Genomic DNA, 16,078 nt, shown 5'->3' on the forward strand with positions numbered 1-16,078 from the left:
CCCGATGATCTCCCGGGACGGCGTGTCGGGAGGTCAAACCTCATGATCGGCGCGATCGGTCCGGCAGGGTTGGGGACCGGTCGGTGGGGAAGGATTGGTGCGTGGCAGCGGACGGGTCGACACAGCAGGACGCGGGTTTCGGGCGGCACGAGGTCGGCGTCTCGGATGACGCGGTGGCGGGCAGCGCGGCGGCGGCGGTGGTGCACCGGCTGGCACAGCGACACGAGACCATGGCCACCGTCGAATCGCTCACCGGCGGGCTGCTGGCCGCCTCGATCGTGGACGTCGCCGGGGTGAGCGCGATCTACCGGGGTGGCCTCGTGGTCTACGCCACCGACCTGAAGGACAGCCTGGCCGGCGTACCCGCCGACCTGCTGTCCGAGCGAGGGCCGGTGGACCCGGACGTGGCGGCGGCGCTCGCCCGGGGCGGCCGCGAGCGCTGCGGCGCGGACTGGGGCGTCGCCACCACCGGAGTCGCCGGCCCGGAACCCCAGGACGGCAAACCCGTCGGCCTGGTCTACGTCGCGGTGGCCGGGGCGAACGGCGTCGAGGTCCGCCGACTCGACCTCGGCGGCGGGCGGGAACATGTCCGGACGGCGGCGGTGATCGAGGCCCTACGGCTGCTCGCCGAGCGGATCTACGACGCCGACGCCCAGGACGCGGTGCCGACCGCCACCCCCGCCACCTCGGAAGCCGTCCCCCCGACGGACACCTCCGACACCTCGAACGGGACCAGCCGGGGCAGGGCGGGAACGGCCGGCGCCACCCGTCGCTGAGCCCCGCGCCGACGAACCGACGGGCGGGGCGGGATGTCGCCCGGGCTCGCAACGGGTACGGTTGCGGGAAGGCTCCGACGTTCGGGGTCGGCGCGGTTCCGCCGCGACCGGCTGCCGGCGGCGAGCGCGAGGTATCCCTCAGGGGGAGGTGCGATGATCCTGCTACGCCGGGTGATCGGTGACGCACTGCGAGCGCGCCGTCAGGGGCAGCAGCGCACGCTGCGTGAGGTGTCCACCGCCGCCAACGTCAGCCTCGGCTACCTCTCCGAGATCGAGCGGGGGCACAAGGAGCCGTCCAGCGAGCTGCTCGCCGCGATCTGCGACGCCCTCGGCGCCCGCCTGTCCGAGCTGCTGCGTGAGGTGAGCGACACCGTGGCGCTCGCCGAGCAGATGCCCGGCGTCCTCGTGTCGATCCCGGAGGAGCCCGCCGACGCCGCAGCGGTGCCCAAGAGCACCAGCCGGGGCGTTCGCCAGGTCACCTCCGACGGCAAGGTCGCCGTGTCGGTCCGCCAGGATTCGCCGCTCAAGGCCACGCTTCGCAGCTCGCGCGTCCGCCCGACCGAGCGCGACCGGGACGTGGTCTGCGCCGCTTAGGGTGTCCTTCCGGTTGACCGTGGGCGGGCTGGCCCCGGCCGCGTAGGGTGGCCGGCAGGAGCTGCCGGTGCTGTCGACCAACGGTAAGGGTGCCTTCGCTGGCGTTCGACTGGGACGATGGAGACCGGCCGGTCGTGGTCGGCCCGTCCGACCGACCGTGGTCAAGCGACGCGACTGAGGGGATACCGCGGAGATGGCGAACCCGTTCGTCAAGGGTTGGAATTACCTGATGGCGCTCTTCGGCGCGAAGATCGACGAGCACGCCGACCCCAAGGTGCAGATCCAGCAGGCCATCGAGGACGCCCAGCGGCAGCACCAGGCGCTGGTCCAGCAGGCCGCCGCGGTGATCGGCAACCAGCGTCAGCTGGAGATGAAGCTGTCCCGGCAGATGTCCGAGGTCGAGCGCCTGCAGGGCAACGCCCGGCAGGCCCTGGTGCTGTCCGACCAGGCCCGGGCCAAGGGTGACGAGGCCGAGGCGGTGCGCTTCGAGCAGTCGGCGCAGACCCTGGCCACCCAGCTGGTCTCCGCCGAGCAGGCCACCGAGGACCTGAAGACCCTGCACGACCAGGCGTTGGGTGCCGCAGCCCAGGCCCGCCGCGCGGTCGAGAACAACTCGATGATCCTCCAGCAGAAGCTCGCCGAGCGCACCAAGCTGCTCAGCCAGTTGGAGCAGGCCAAGATGCAGGAGTCGGTGGCCCGTTCGCTGGAGTCGATGTCGTCGCTGACCGCGCCCACCAACACGCCGTCGCTGGACGAGGTGCGCGACCGCATCGAGCGGCGGTACGCCAACGCGATGGGTCGCGCCGAGCTGGCCGGCAACTCCGTCGAGGGCCGCATGTTGGAGATCCAGAAGGCCACCATCGACTCGGCCGGTTCCGCCCGGCTGGAGCAGATCCGGTCCAGCATGGCGGGGGAGCAGCTCGGCGGCGCGGCGCAGCGGCCGGCCGTGCCGCAGGCCGAGAAGGCCGGGCCGGCCAACGACCCGGCGGCGGCCGCCCGGCTGGACGAGCTGCGCGCCAGCATGGCCCGTGAGCGGGGCACCGGCGACCCGACCGCCGCCGGCTGAACGAGCGGACCGAGGGGGTCAGGGTGGCAGACGAGCGGACGCGATACTTCCGCAGGCTGGGTCGGCTGCGCCGGTCCGCCCGACGGTGGAGTGTGCTGGCCGGCGGGCTCGGCGGCGCCGCGGCGGTGCTGACCCCGTACGCCGGCCTCGGTCTTCCCGACGCGGCCTGGGCCGGCGCCGCGGGCAGTGCGGTGGCGCTCGCCGCCTGGCGCTGGATCGACGTGCGCGCCCTGGCCGCCCAGCCGGCACCCCCCGCGCTCGACCCGGCCGAGGCCGCGGCCCGGTCGCGGGCCCGGTTGGTCGCCGCCGTCGAGCGGCTGCCGGTCGGCCCGGGTGTGCTGGCCGAGGTCCGTCGGGTCCGTTCCCGGATCGCCCTGCGCGGCACCAGCGCGGGCGAGCAGTGGGCTCGCCTGGACCGGGCGGCCCTGACCCTGGCCGGGATGGCTCCCCGGCTCACCGGGCTGGCCGAGCCCGCGGTGCAGGAGGCCGCCGCCGCCGACGGTTCGCTGCGCGACCTGGCGGCACGGGTGGCGAGCGTCGAACGAGCGCTGCGCCTGGCCCCGGCCGACGCGCGGGCGCCACTGGCCGAGGCGCACGCCGTGCTGACCGGCCAACTGGAGAGCGGGGTCGCCGCCTACGAACGGTTGGTGGTCGCCGCCGCCGGCTACCTGGCCGAGGACGCCCGCCCGGAGACCGCCCACCCGGCCGCCGACCGGCTCACCGAGGCGACCGACCTGCTGCACGGGGTCGCCGGCGCTCTCGCCGAGCTGCGTGCCGTCGGCACCCCACTGCGCGCGCCCACCCGCTGAGCCGGGCCGAGCCGACCGGTCACTGTGGTGTCGTGACCAGGACCGGCCCGGTGTACGGCGAGCTGCCCACGACGTTGAACGACCGGATCCGGTAGTGGTAGGTCACGCCTCGGGCCAGCCCGGTGTTGGTGAAACCCCGGCCGGTCACGGTGAAGGTGGCGACCTCCCGGTCGAACGCCGGGTCGAGGGCCCGCTGCACGATGAATCCGGACCCCTGCCCGCTCGGGGTGCTCGCCTCCCAGGCCAGGATCACCGTGGCGGTGTCCGGGCCGGGCGCGGTGGCGGTGGCGCTCACCCCGGTGGGGGTGCCCGGCGCGGGTGGCGAGGTCACCGTGGCGACGGTCGACCAGGCTGAGGCGGCGCCCAGGTAGGTGGTCCGCACCCGGTAGTAGTACGTGGTGTCCGGTGCCACGGTGACGTCCAGGTGGTTGTCGCTGACCCCGATCGCCGTGGTGCCCGGGCCGCTGGTGAACGTCGGATTGGTCGCCCGCTGCACGTCGATGCCGGTGGCGAACGACCGGTTCGACCAGCGCAACGCCACCCGTAGCGGCGCGGCCGGCGGGAGCGCCGCGACCAGGCCGGTCGGCGCGGCCAGGTGCACCGAGGCGGGTACGCCGTTCGACCAGGACGAGTAGCCGACGGCGTTCTCCGCCCGGATCCGGTAGTGGTACGTCACGCCGGGGGTGACCGTCGCGTCCGTGTACCGGGTGGCGGCGGCCGCGACGGTGATCGTGGTGACCTCGCCGCCGAAGGCCGCGTCGGTGGCCCGTTGCAGCAGGTGGCTGGTGGCGGGTGGGCGTCCGCCGTTGCTGGTCCAGGCCAGCGCGATCGCGGGGAGCGCGGTGGCCGAGCCGGACACCGGCGTGGCGGTCAGCCCGGTGGGTGCCTTCGGTGCCACCCGCAGCACCAGCGGCCGGGTCATCCCGGCGTCGCGGTGGCCGGCGAGCCGGCTGTGCCAGCGGTACTCCCAGCCCAGGTTGACCAGTTGGTTGACGACCATGGCGGGTCGCCCGTCCGCCGGGCTGACCGGAGTCGACCCGGTCCGTGCCCCGGCCGGGCGACCCGGATCGAGCAGCCGGACGCTGTCGCCCAGCTTGAACGGCAGCACCGGGGCGACCGGGCGCAACGCCACCACGACGTCCTCCCGGGGGTTGACCCGGACGACGTCCTTCCAGCCCAACTCGTTGCCGTGCGGTGGCCGCAGCGTGCCGTCCCAGCCGACCCGGTTGATCACCTGCACGTCACAACCACCGAAGTGCAGCGGCTCGGTCTGCCGGACGTCGCCACTGATCCGCCAGAGTTGGGTGCCGTCGCCGGGCGCGCCCACCGGCACGGCGGGGTCGGTGGCGAAGAGCACCTCGGTGACCGGGTCGGTGGGGCCCAGCGGCAGCGTCGTCGGGTGCAGCGGCCCGGCGTGCGGGTGCCCGACGCCGAGCCGGCCGGTCAGCCGACCACGGTCGGGCTCGAAGACCTGCTGGGCGGCCTTGACCGCGATCGGCAGGGTCACCGGGCCGGTGCCGCCCGCCGGGGTGAACGTCACGGTGCCGGCGTGCACCGGCACCGTCGTCTCCGACCCGGTCCGGGTGCCGAACGCCGCGTCGTAGGCCGGTTGCGGCACGATCGGCGGGCGCTGGCTCGCCGCGTACGCCACCGGCAGCCGCTCGCGCAGCCGGGCCCTGTCGTACGGCTGCCCGGGTGCCCCGACGACCCGGAACTGGAGCAGGGTGCGGGTGTTCGGGCCGTACCCCGGCTCGGTGGGAGGCGGACCACCCTCGGCGGTGCGGTCCGGCGCATCGGTGTGCTGGTCGTAGCGGGGGTCGTAGCCGGGCAGCGGAGCCGGCGCGTCGTTGTACAGGATCAGGGTGCTGCCCGGTGGTACGGCGGAGAAGTCGACGAGCACGTCGGCCCGCTCGCCCGGGGCGAGCAGCAGGGTGTGCCCGTCGACGTTCAGCACCGTCGGGTCGAGGCGGTCGTACCGGTAGCCGATCGGGCGGTTCGGCAGCACCACGGGTGCGGGTAGCAGCCCCGCCTCGTTCCCGATCTGGACGAACTCGGGCCCGGCCGCACGCGGGTCCGGCACACCGCCGTCGCGCCCGTCGGTCGGCCAGCCCGGCGGCCGGTCCGCCGCCCGCACGGCGGGCACCATCGGCACCTCCCCGGCGTCGGCGTCGGCGAGCGCGCCGTCGGCCGTCCACATCGCCGCGTCCGAGCGGGCCCGGTAGAGCTGGAGGTTCAGGCTGCGGTCCAGGCAGGCGTTGAGGATCCGGAACCGGTACGCGCACGGTCGCACCTCCAGGTACGGGTACGCGACGCCGTTGACGAGCGGGGTGTCGCCGTACGCCTCGGGGACGGCGGACGGGTGCGGCAGGTCGGGGCTCAGCGGTGGCTCGTCCGGCGCGTCCACTGGGTCGTGGTGCGGGTTCGGGGCCCACCCGTCGGTGTGGACGCCGCCCGGGGTGGGGTTGTGCGACCAGGGGCCGTAGTCCCACCGGCCGGTGGGGTTGCGTCCGCCGGAGCGGTACGGGTTCTGCCGGGGCTGGTACACGTGCGGGTGCCAGAGGCTGCCCCGGGCTCCCCAGCGCTCCCGGTCCCAGGTGGGGTCCTCGGCGGCGAGTTGGGTGTCGTCCGGCACGAACGTCTTGTCCTCGATCACCAGCGGCAGCTGGTCGGCCGGCAGCACCCCGTCGGCGACGAGCTGGTCCTCGGCCGGGTCGGTGAGCAGGTAGACGGCGAGCTGCCCACCGTAGACGGTGAGCCGGGCCAGGCCGGCGGTGTTGTCGTGCCACCACAGCAGGCGGCCGCTCTGGTCGTTCGGGTAGTAGAGGGTGGTCGCCCCCGCACCCGGTACCGGCATGTCCGGCACGGGTGTCACGCCCACTCCGGTCGGGTACGGGGTGATCTCCCCGGCCGGAGTGATCCACTGCCCGGGGTTGCCGGCGCTGGTCCACCCGGTCTGCGCCCCGGCCAGGTGCAGCACCGCCCGGTTCTGCGGGTACGGTGCCGGTCCGCCCAGCGGGCCGAGACCGGCACCCTCGATGGTGTCGTCGACCGGCAGGAACAACTCGCCGGCCCGGCCGGTGGGGAGCTGGTTGATGAACTTCACCCGGACCGGTCGGCCCCGGCGGGCGAGGATCATCGGGCCGAGGTGCCACGGCCGGTCGGGGGGCGCCACCGTGTTGTGGCCCGTCGCGTCGGTGCCCAGGTTGAGCTGCCGGTAGCCGCGTAGCCGGGTGGCCGGCAGATCCCGGTGCAGCCGCTGCGCGTACTCCTGTAGGCCGATCTCGTAGTAGTCGCAGCCCGGATAGCTGATCGTGTCCGGCGTCGCCACCGGCAGGTGGCTGCCGAGGTCGGTGCGGGAGTGCCGGCCCGGAGTGGGCAACGGGTCGACGAACTTGCGCAGCCCGGTGCCGGGCACCACCCGCCCGCCGGGATCACGCGTCGGGCGGGGGCTGTGGGCGAAGTTCGGCACCGGGCCGAAGCACCGCGGCACCACGGCCGGGTCCAGGCTCGGGGCCGGGGCGGCCCCCTCGGCGGTACGCGCGGCGGGCACCGATGCCGTCCGCTCGGTGGCGGGATCGCCGGTGTCACGGATCGTCCGCTCGAAGAAGGTGAAGCGGAGTCTGCGGAACATCGCCATGACTCTCCCCGGGGTCGGGCAGGAGTCCGCCACCCCGACGTGGCGGACCGCCGCGCTCTGCTGACGGTCGGTGAGGGTTCAACCGCAGCATGCGACTCCGACGGCCGGATAGGAATTACCCAATCGTCCGTTTCTGGGAGAACATCGCGCTGGTCAGCTCGGCGCGGGCGGATCGGGGCGCTCGGGCTGACAGACCGGGCACCAGTAGGTGACCCGCTCACCCAGCTCCTCCTTCCGGATCGCGGTGCCGCAGCGGCGGCAGGGTTGGGCGCGGCGACCGTACACGTAGCTGGTCTGCCCCCGGTGCAGCGAACCGGTGCTGCTCTGCGTCCACCGGCCCCGGTTGGCCGCGAGCAGCCGCTGCGACAGGGTCACCAGGCCGGGCAGGTCGGGCACCGCGCCGACCGGCGTCCACGGCGACACGCCCCGCAGGAACAGCACCTCGCACTTGTAGAGATTGCCCACCCCGGCCAGGTTGCGCTGGTCGAGCAGCGCTTCGCCGATGGTCTGCTCCGGGTGCTCGGCGAGCCGGCGGACCGCCTCGGCCGGATCCCAGTCCGGGCCGAGCAGATCCGGGCCGAGATGGCCGACCAGCCGGTCCTCCTCGGCGGTCGGCACCAGGGCCAGCTCGTGCAGGTGGTAGCCGACCGCGACGGCGCCGGGGGTGCGCAGCACCACCCGGATCAGGTGCGCGGGCCGCCCGTTCCAGCGTTCCCCCGGCGCGTACGCCCGCCAGGCGCCGTCCATCCGCAGGTGCGAGTGCAGGGTCCAGGGCGCCGCGTCCGGGGCGTCGAGGCGCAACAGCAGGTGCTTGCCCCGACTGGCCGACTCGCGCACGGTCCAGCCGCTGAGATCGGTGGTCGCGAGCTGCGGCACCCGGAAGTCACTACCGGTGACCCGCGCGCCGGCGAGCGCGCGGTGCAGCACGCGCGCGGTGTTCCAGACGGTGTCGCCTTCGGGCACCCTGCCATCCTCCCTCTTTCGAGCAGAATTCGCATGTGTCGCTATTTGTACTCAGGTTCCTCATGATCTCCCGACATGCGAGGGTCAAGGGGTTCTGAGGAGAATGCCCATGACGCGACCTCGTTGTCGTATCCCGTCCGTCGCCCTCGTCGCCACGTCCTCCCTCCTGCTCAGCGCCGCACTCCTACCCACCGTCGGCGGTGTCGCCGACGCCGCAGCCGACCGACCACTCGTCATCACCGCCGCCGCTCCCAGCGGCGAACGGTGGGATGCCGACCTCTCCGTCGTCGACCGCGACGACGTCAACGTCCGGCGGACCGCCGCCGGGCTGCGGCTGCGCGAGGCACGAGCCGCCGGGCACCGCGCCCGCAGCCCGCACAGCGCCGTCGCCGAAGGGATGCTGCTGACCACGTCCCGCACCCTCGCCCGGCCGGCCACCCGGGTCCGCGCCGAGATCAGCGCGGCGATCCCCACCGGCGCGACAGTGGAGGCGCAGGTCCGCGGCTGGCGGGCGCTGGGCTGGACGGAGTGGCAGGCCGCCACCAGCGGCGCGGTCTTCGACCGACCGGTCACCCGGGTGCAGACCCGGGTGGTGCTCACCGCACCCCACGGCGGTGCCACCGCGACGGTACGCGCCGTGCGGCTCACCGCCGACACGACAGCCGCCGTGTCCGCCGCCACGCCCGGCCGCACCTACCGGGTGTACGCCACCCGCATCGGCCTGGTCGGCGAGGTGACCGCCAACGGCCGTACCGTGCAACCCCGGGACCACTTCGTGGCGCTGCCGTCGCGGCGCGGCCTGTCTCCGCTCAACACCGGCGACTACACGGTGCGGGTCTGCACGACCAACGGCGCGCGCTGCGAGTACGCCCCGGTGTGGGACGTCGGGCCGTGGAACACCCGTGACGACTACTGGAACCCGTCATCGGTGCGGGAGAACTGGAAGGACCTGCCGCAGGGCCGCCCCGAGGCCCAGGCGGCGTACCAGTCCGGCTACAACGGCGGGCGGGACCAGTTCGGGCGGACCGTGCTCAACCCGGCCGGCATCGACCTGGCCGACGGCACGTTCTGGGACGGCCTCCAGTTGACCACGAACGCCTGGGTGGACGTCGCCTACCTGTGGACCGGCGAGGGGCCACGGGGCGTGGTCGGTGACGGACCGCTGAACATCCGCTCCGGGGCCGGCACCTCGTACGCGGTGCGGGGCCTCGCCGCCCGGCTGGCCCACGTGCCGATCCAGTGCTACGTCACCGGGCAACGGGTGTTCGGGCCCTACCGCACCACCACCCGCTGGAACCGCCTGGCGACCGGGCAGTACGTCAGCCACGGCTACATCTCGGGCGTGTACGGCGGCAGCGTCCCGGTCTGCTGACCACGCACCGCCCCGTCGGGCGCCGCGTCAGGGTCGCTCGTCGGGGCGGGCCTGACGCACCATGTCCTGGTAACGCGGGTGACTGGCCCCGTAGACGGCGTAGTTGAGTCGGGCGTGCGAGAGGCTCAGGTCGCCGTTGGGGCCACCCCGGACCGTGTCGGCGTCGGCGTCGGTCTGGCCGTCGTCGGTCCAGAAACAGACCGGGCAGGTCCCCCCGCCGGTCCGGGACGCGCAGCAGGGACAACCCACGGGAACCACGTGTTCACCCACCGGGGCAGCATTCCACAGTCGAATATCAGCCCGATACCCGCAGGACGTCACCCGGTACCACCTGAAGAAGATCCACAGCCCGCCCACCGTTGACCGCGACGGCGACCAGATCGGCCGAGTCGACGTACACCACCAGGCCACCCGCCGGGGCGTCGCCGAAGGTCCGCCCCCGTACGGCCGACCGGGCCGGTCCCGGCCCCGACGGACCGACCCGGACGGTGGCCGGCAGCCGGTCGAGCAGCTCAGCCGGGGCGGCCAGTTGGACGTTGCCGAAGTGGTCCACAGTCAGCACCTCGGCCGTGAAGCCGTCGTCGTCCGAGGTCAGCGTCGGCGACGGCAGTCGGACCAGACCGTCCGGGTCGATCGGCGGCCCCGCCTCGCCCACCGGCGCGCCGAGCGCCAGCCGGGCCGCCACCGGGGCGAAGACGTCCCGACCGTGGAACGTGCCGGACACCCGACCGGCCAGCCAGCGCGGCTCGGTCAGCTCCACCGCAGCGCTCACCCCACCGAGCGCGGCGGCGGCGTCCGGCAACAGCCCGTTGTCCGGACCGACCAGCAGCCCACCCGGGGTGGTCAGCGCCACTCCCCGGCGGGCGGTGCCCACCCCCGGATCGACCACCGCCACGTGCACACCCACCGGCAGGTACGGCACCGTCTGCGCCAGCACCGCCGCACCCCGCCGGACGTCCGCCGGTGGCACCAGGTGGGTCACGTCGATGACCCGGGCCGCCGGCGCGATCCGGGCGATCACCCCGTGACAGGCGGCCACGAAACCGTCGGCGAGGCCGTAGTCGGTGGTCAGCGAGATCCAGGGCGTGACGGACATGCCCGCAGGCTAACCCGAAGATCGAACGAGGTACGCGAGAGCGCCCGCGCCTCCTGCGCCCGCGCCTCCTGCGCCCGCGCCTCCTGCGCCCGCGCCTCCTGCGCCAAGATCCGCGCAGGATCCCTGATGGTGCTGCCTGCGGCGCGTTTGAGGCAGCATCATCCCGGATCTTGTGCGGATCTTCCGGCGGAGGGCGGTTGGCGGAAACGGGACAGCACGGTGACCGACCGGCCCCTCGCGCTGTCCGGCACGGTTGGGCAGACTGCGGTGGTGACACTTCGGAGCCTGCCCGCCGTCGGAGCCCTGCTGGTCCTCGCCGCCGTCACCGCCGGTTGCGGTGGTGATGACGGCGCGAAACGGGCGAGCGCCGACCCCAGCGTCTCGTCCTTCTCGGCTCCGGCGGCCACCGGTCTCCCGGGTGCGCCGACTCCCTCGGCCGCTCCGTCCAGCACCGACGGGGCCGCGCCCCCGCCCGCACCGGCGACAGCCGCGCCGCAGGGGCCCACGCAACGGCGTCCGGCCAGCCCGCCGCCGGTGGTGCTGCCGCAGCGGCCGGCCGGGGCGCCGGGGGCCGCCCAGGTGGTCACCGCCTTCAAGGCCGCCGGCCTGAAGGTGCCGTACACGAAGGACCGCTCGGTCGACTGTGGACCGGACGGGCTGGGCCTGGGCTGCTCCGAGGTCGTCGCCACCGGTGCCGTCACGGTGTACGTGTTCCCCGACGAGACCAGCGCCGGCGACATCGCCGAGACCTGGGGCGGCCAGTCGTACCGACGCGGCGCGGTGGTGCTCAACTACCTGGAGGCGAGGACCCCGGCCGCCGACCGGCTCCGCTACGAGAAGGTCCTCAACGGCCTCGGCTGAGCTTCGGCCGGTGGTGGGCTCGGCCGGTGGCGGGCTCGGCCGGTGGTGGGCTCGGCCGGTGGTGGGCTCGGCCGGTGGTGGGCTCGGCCGGTGGTGGGCTCGGCCGGTGGTGGGCTCGGCCGGTGGTGGGCTCGGCCGGTGGCGGGCTCGGCCGGTGGCGGGCTCGGCCGATGGCAGGCTCGGCCGATGGCAGGCTCGGCCGGTGGTGGGCTCGGCCGGTGGTGGGCTCGGCCGGTGGTGGGCTCGGCCGGTGGTGGGGCGGTCAGCCGCGCAGGCGCAGGCCGCGAGGGGTGGCCCGGAAACCGGCGGCGGTCAGCGCGTCGCGCAGCGGTGAGGAGTGCACCGCCTCGCCGTCGGCCCGCTCCACCGACATCGCGCCCAACGCACCCGAGTGCACGGCGTCGGCGAGCGCCTTGCCGGCCGCGGCGAGCGCGTCGGTGTCGTCGCTGAAGGAGAGCAGCGTCCGGCCGCCGCGTTCCACGTAGAGGACGAGGTCGCCGCCGACCTGCACCACCAGGGCACCGGCCTTGCGGCCGGCACGGTGTCCGGTCGCCGGGGCGGCCCCGTCACCGGAGTCGAGCGCCCGCTCCGGCCAGGGCAACGCCGCACCGTACGGGTTGGCGGGGTCGGTGGCGGCGAGCACGGTGGCGGGTGCGCCCCGCCCCCGGGTGCCGTCGGCGGGATCGGCCAACGCGCGGAGCCGGTCCACGGCGCCCGGCACCGCGAACTGCGCCGCGCCGAGCCCTTCGACGAAGTAACCCCGCCGGGCCGCGCCGCGCTCCTCCAACGCCGATAGCACCGGGTAGACCGCCGAGAAGCCGCCGACCACCTGCTCGGCCATCACCGCGCCACGGGTGACCACCCCGTGTCGCTCCAGCAGGACGTCGGCGAGTGCGGCGGCCCGTCGGGTGGGGTCGACGTCCCGCTCCGGTAGGCGTGACCAGCGACCGGCGACGGTCGGCGGACCACCCCGGCTGGGCAGCGCCACCCGACCCGGCCGCCGGTAACGGGTGCGGGGCGCGGACGGCCGGGACCGGTGCGCACCACCGGCACCGAGCACCGCACGCAGCGGGGCGAGGGTGTCGTTGGTGAGATGCCCGGCCCAGACCAGGTCCCAGATCACGGTGGTCAACGCGGCGTCGTCGGTCGAGCCGACCCGGTCGGCCAACGCCCGGAAGAACAACGCCTGCCCGTCGGCCAGCGCGTCGAGCACCGCGTCGTGCAGCGGCGTACGGGTCAACGCGTCATCCGGCGGCGGAAGCAGCAACGGTGCGGCGTCCGCGTACGCGAGGGTCACCCAGCCGTCACCCCCGGAGATCGCGCCCGAGCCGGCCCACAGCACCTCCCCGCTGGCGCACAGCTCGTCGAGGTGGGCGGGGGAGTAGTCGGCGACCCGTGCGGGCAGCACCAGCCGCTCCAGGGCGGACGCGGGCACCGCCGCACCCTGCAACTGCTCCACCGTCGCGGCGAGCGCCTCCACACCTCGGGCGGAGGAGCCGACCTGCTGCCAGCGGGGCAGGAACGTGGCGAGCGCCCGGGGCGGCACCGGCTCGATCTCCCGGCGCAGCGCCGCGAGCGAGCGGCGGCGCAACATCCGCAGCACCTCCGCGTCGCACCACTGGGCACCCGCCGAGTCCGGGGTGAACTCCCCGGAGACCACCCGCCCGGTGGCGCCGAGCCGGCGCAACGTCTGCTCGACGACGAACACGCCGAGCCCGAAGCGGGCCGCGCAACCGGCGGCGGCGAACGGCCCATGGGTGCGGGCGTAGCGAGCCACCAGGTCACCGAGCGGATCGGCCACCGGCGCGAGGTACGCCTCGGCCACCCCGACCGGCAACGCCACGCCGAGAGCGTCACGCAGCCGGGCGGCGTCCTCGACACCCACCCAGCGCTGTTCACCGGCGATCCGGACCCGCAGCACCCGGCGGGCCGCCTCCAGGTCGCTCAGCCAGGTCTCCGGCACACCCCGCTCGGTCAACTCGGCGTCGCTCAGGTCACCGAGCACCCGCAGCAGCTCGACGACGTCCTCGGCGTCGCGGGGGCGACGTTGCTCGGTCAGCCACCGCAGCTGCCGATGCGTCTCGGTGAGCACCGCCGGGTCGAGCAACTCGCGCAGATCGACCCGGCCGAGCAGCTCGCCGAGGAGCGTGGAGTCCAGGGCGAGTGCGGCGGCGCGACGCTCGGCCAGCGGCGCGTCCCCCTCGTAGAGGAACGCGCCCACGTAACCGAAGAGCAGCGACCTGGCGAACGGCGACGGCGCACTGGTCTCGACCTCGACCAGCCGCACCTTGCGGGTGGCCAGATCGCGCATCAACCCGGCCAGCGCGGGCTGGTCGAAGACGTCCTGCAGGCACTCCCGCGCGGCCTCCAGGGTGACCGGGAAGTCCGCGTACTCGCGGGCGACGTCGAGCAGTTGGGCGGCGCGTTGCCGCTGCTGCCACAGCGGTTGGCGGCGGCGCGGGTCGCGGCGGGGCAGCAGCAGCGACCGGGCGGCGCACTCCCGGAAACGGGCGGCGAAGAGCGCGGATGTGCCGACCGACTCCTCGACGAGCTGGGCGATCTCGTCCGGCTCGAAGACCACCACGTCAGCGCCGGGCGGCTCGTCGGCGGTGTCCGGAAGCCGCACCACGATGCCGTCGTCGGAGGGCATCACCTGGGCGTCCACCCCGTACCGCTCGGCGAGCCGGCGGCCGACGGCGAGCGCCCACGGCCCGTTGACCCGTGCGCCGAGGACGCTGTGCACGGCGAGCCGCCAGTCGCCCAGCTCGTCGCGGAACCGCTCGACCACCACCGTGCGGTCGTCGGGCAGCGAACGGGTGGCCTCCCGCTGCTCGCGCAGGTAGGCCATCAGGTTGCCGGCGGCCCAGTCGTCCAGACCGCCGTCGCGCAGCAGGGCCAGGGCCGCCTCGTCACTCTGCCGCAGCAGGGTGCGCACCCGGGCGCCGATGGCTCGGCCCAGCTCGACCGGTCGGCCCAGCTGGTCGCCCTTCCAGAACGGCATCCGCGCGGCCTGCCCGGGGGCGGGCGAGACCAGCACCCGGTCGGGCGTGATCTCCTCGATGCGCCAGGAGGAGGAGCCGAGCAGGAAGACGTCACCGACCCGCGACTCGTAGACCATCTCCTCGTCGAGCTCGCCGACCCGGGCGGCCCGTTCGGCGCCGGCCAGGAACACCCCGAACAGCCCTCGGTCGGGGATGGTGCCGCCGCTGGTCACCGCGAGTCGCTGCGCGCCGGGACGGCCGGTGAGCAGGTCGGTGGCCCGGTCCCAGACCAGTCGGGGGCGCAGCTCGGCGAAGGCGGTGGAGGGGTAACGGCCGGAGAGCATGTCCAGCACGGCGTGCAGCGCGGAGTCGGGCAGCTCGGCGAAGGGCGCGGCCCGGCGGACCAGCACGGCCAGGTCGCCGAGCGACCACGGCTCCAGTGCCACCATCGCGACGATCTGCTGGGCCAGCACGTCCAGGGGATTGCGCGGGTAGTGCAGCTCCTCGATCGCGCCCTCGGTCATCCGCTCGGCGACCACGGCGCAGGACAGCAGGTCGCCGCGGTGCTTGGGGAAGACCACCCCCCGGGAAACGGCGCCCACCTGGTGCCCGGCCCGGCCGACCCGTTGCAGGCCGGCGGCCACGCTGGGCGGCGCCTCGATCTGCACCACCAGGTCGACCGCGCCCATGTCGATGCCCAGCTCCAGGCTGGAGGTGGCCACCACCGCGGGCAGTTGGCCGGACTTCAGCGCCTCCTCGATGTGCTTGCGCTCCTCCCGGGAGACGCTGCCGTGGTGGGCGCGGGCGATCACCGGTGCCGCGCCGGTGGCCGCACCGGACTGGGCCATCACCTCGGCCGGTGGTCGGTTGCGCACCGGGCCGGCGGGACCGCCCCACCGCTGCGACCCGGCCGCCGGGTCTTCGCCGGTCGACGATCCGTCCGGTACGCCGACGGCGCTCCCGGCGGCCTCTTCGGCGGCCAACTCGTTGAGCCGGGCGCAGAGGCGCTCGGCGCTGCGTCGGGAGTTGGTGAAGACGATCGTCGAACGGTGCTGCCCGATGAGGGTGAAGACCCGCTCCTCGACGGCCGGCCAGATCGAGGCGCGCCGGGGCCCGGGGCCGCCGAGGTCGTCCTCGGGTGGCTGCTCCTGCTCGTCGAGGCGGGTCATGTCCTCCACCGGGACCTGGACGCTCACCTCGATGGTCTTCGGGGTGGCCGGCTGCACCACGTCGACCGGCCGGGCGCCACCGAGGAACTGCGCGCAGGCGTCGATCGGCCGGACGGTGGCGGAGAGGCCGATGCGTTGCGCCGGGGCGGGCAGCAGCTCGTCGAGGCGTTCGAGGGAGAGGGCGAGGTGGGCGCCTCGCTTGCTGCCGGCCACCGCGTGCACCTCGTCGACGATCACCGTCTGGACGCCGCGCAGCGAGTCGCGGGCCGCGGAGGTGAGCAGCAGGAACAGCGACTCGGGTGTGGTGATGAGGATGTCGGGCGGGGTGCGGGCGAAGGCTCGTCGCTCGTCGGCCGGGGTGTCGCCGGTGCGCATGCCGACGGTGATGTCGGGTGGTGCGACGCCCAGCCGGGTCGCCGCCTGCCGGATGCCGGCCAGCGGGGCGCGCAGGTTGCGTTCCACGTCGACGGCGAGGGCCTTGAGCGGGCTGACGTAGAGCACGCGGCACCGCTGGCGGGCCTCGGTCGGGGCCGGTTCGCGGGCCAGCCGGTCCAGTGACCAGAGGAACGCCGCGAGCGTCTTGCCGGAGCCGGTGGGCGCCACCACGAGAGCGTTTCGACCGGCGGCGACGGACCGCCACGCGCCGGTCTGGGCGGCGGTGGGTGCGGCGAAGGCCGCGTCGAACCACGCACGGGTGGCTGGACCGAAACCGGCGAGCACCGTGCCGGCGTCTGCGTCTGCCCCGGTCACCGGT

The 16,078-nt window shown here is 74.7% G+C and carries 11 protein-coding genes; 6 read left to right on the forward strand and 5 right to left on the reverse strand.

Features of this window, described 5'->3' with window-relative positions; translation table 11 throughout:
- Nucleotides 1-173 precede the first annotated feature (173 nt).
- From O7616_RS12350 to O7616_RS12365, 4 genes are all read left to right on the forward strand, one after another.
- Nucleotides 174-776, forward strand: a complete 603-nt coding sequence (locus tag O7616_RS12350; protein WP_282307605.1) for a CinA family protein — start codon at nucleotides 174-176, stop codon at nucleotides 774-776.
- Nucleotides 777-929: 153 nt separating this feature from the next.
- Nucleotides 930-1,370, forward strand: a complete 441-nt coding sequence (locus O7616_RS12355) for a helix-turn-helix transcriptional regulator (protein ID WP_282306918.1) — start codon at nucleotides 930-932, stop codon at nucleotides 1,368-1,370.
- A gap of 193 nt (nucleotides 1,371-1,563) precedes the next feature.
- Nucleotides 1,564-2,436: a PspA/IM30 family protein gene (locus O7616_RS12360; protein WP_282306919.1), complete on the forward strand. Its 873-nt coding sequence runs from the start codon at nucleotides 1,564-1,566 to the stop codon at nucleotides 2,434-2,436.
- A gap of 23 nt (nucleotides 2,437-2,459) precedes the next feature.
- Nucleotides 2,460-3,245 carry a hypothetical protein gene (locus O7616_RS12365; RefSeq protein WP_282261821.1) on the forward strand — a complete coding sequence of 262 codons (786 nt, stop codon included), beginning with the start codon at nucleotides 2,460-2,462 and terminating at the stop codon, nucleotides 3,243-3,245.
- A 19-nt stretch (nucleotides 3,246-3,264) separates the two neighbouring features.
- Here the strand turns inward: O7616_RS12365 and O7616_RS12370 are convergent, their stop codons facing one another.
- On the reverse strand, nucleotides 3,265-6,882 hold the full coding sequence (locus O7616_RS12370; RefSeq protein ID WP_282306920.1) for a hypothetical protein: 3,618 nt from the start codon (nucleotides 6,880-6,882) through the stop codon (nucleotides 3,265-3,267).
- A gap of 153 nt (nucleotides 6,883-7,035) precedes the next feature.
- Complete coding sequence (locus O7616_RS12375) at nucleotides 7,036-7,845, reverse strand: DNA-formamidopyrimidine glycosylase family protein (RefSeq protein ID WP_282306921.1); 810 nt, start codon at nucleotides 7,843-7,845, stop codon at nucleotides 7,036-7,038.
- Between the two features lie 109 nt (nucleotides 7,846-7,954).
- Between O7616_RS12375 and O7616_RS12380 the strand changes: the two genes are divergently transcribed.
- Nucleotides 7,955-9,217, forward strand: coding sequence for a hypothetical protein (locus O7616_RS12380; protein WP_282306922.1), 1,263 nt, complete (start codon nucleotides 7,955-7,957; stop codon nucleotides 9,215-9,217).
- Between the two features lie 27 nt (nucleotides 9,218-9,244).
- Here O7616_RS12380 and O7616_RS12385 read toward each other — a convergent pair whose 3' ends face one another.
- Together O7616_RS12385 and O7616_RS12390 are read right to left on the reverse strand one after the other, a co-directional pair.
- Nucleotides 9,245-9,487 carry a CPCC family cysteine-rich protein gene (locus O7616_RS12385; RefSeq protein ID WP_282306923.1) on the reverse strand — a complete coding sequence of 81 codons (243 nt, stop codon included), beginning with the start codon at nucleotides 9,485-9,487 and terminating at the stop codon, nucleotides 9,245-9,247.
- Between the two features lie 25 nt (nucleotides 9,488-9,512).
- Nucleotides 9,513-10,313, reverse strand: coding sequence for an SAM-dependent chlorinase/fluorinase (locus tag O7616_RS12390; RefSeq protein ID WP_282306924.1), 801 nt, complete (start codon nucleotides 10,311-10,313; stop codon nucleotides 9,513-9,515).
- Nucleotides 10,314-10,583: 270 nt separating this feature from the next.
- Between O7616_RS12390 and O7616_RS12395 the strand changes: the two genes are divergently transcribed.
- Nucleotides 10,584-11,174 (forward strand): hypothetical protein, encoded by a 591-nt coding sequence (locus O7616_RS12395; RefSeq protein WP_282261815.1) that lies wholly within the window; start codon nucleotides 10,584-10,586, stop codon nucleotides 11,172-11,174.
- A 262-nt stretch (nucleotides 11,175-11,436) separates the two neighbouring features.
- On the opposite strand, the gene O7616_RS12400 is transcribed toward O7616_RS12395, so the two are convergent.
- Nucleotides 11,437-16,074 (reverse strand): ATP-dependent helicase, encoded by a 4,638-nt coding sequence (locus O7616_RS12400; RefSeq protein ID WP_282306925.1) that lies wholly within the window; start codon nucleotides 16,072-16,074, stop codon nucleotides 11,437-11,439.
- Nucleotides 16,075-16,078 lie beyond the last annotated feature (4 nt).

Origin of the sequence: Micromonospora sp. WMMD964 (genome assembly GCF_029581455.1) — a bacterium.
Taxonomy (GTDB): Bacteria; Actinomycetota; Actinomycetes; order Mycobacteriales; family Micromonosporaceae; genus Micromonospora.

Bases quoted from the DNA above. Each gene is read 5' to 3' on its own strand.
- O7616_RS12355 (WP_282306918.1), top strand. From the start codon at position 930: ATGATCCTGCTACGCCGGGTGATCGGTGACGCACTGCGAGCGCGCCGT.
- O7616_RS12360 (WP_282306919.1), top strand. From the start codon at position 1,564: ATGGCGAACCCGTTCGTCAAGGGTTGGAATTACCTGATGGCGCTCTTC.
- O7616_RS12370 (WP_282306920.1), bottom strand. From the start codon at position 6,882: ATGGCGATGTTCCGCAGACTCCGCTTCACCTTCTTCGAGCGGACGATC.
- O7616_RS12380 (WP_282306922.1), top strand. From the start codon at position 7,955: ATGACGCGACCTCGTTGTCGTATCCCGTCCGTCGCCCTCGTCGCCACG.
- O7616_RS12390 (WP_282306924.1), bottom strand. From the start codon at position 10,313: ATGTCCGTCACGCCCTGGATCTCGCTGACCACCGACTACGGCCTCGCC.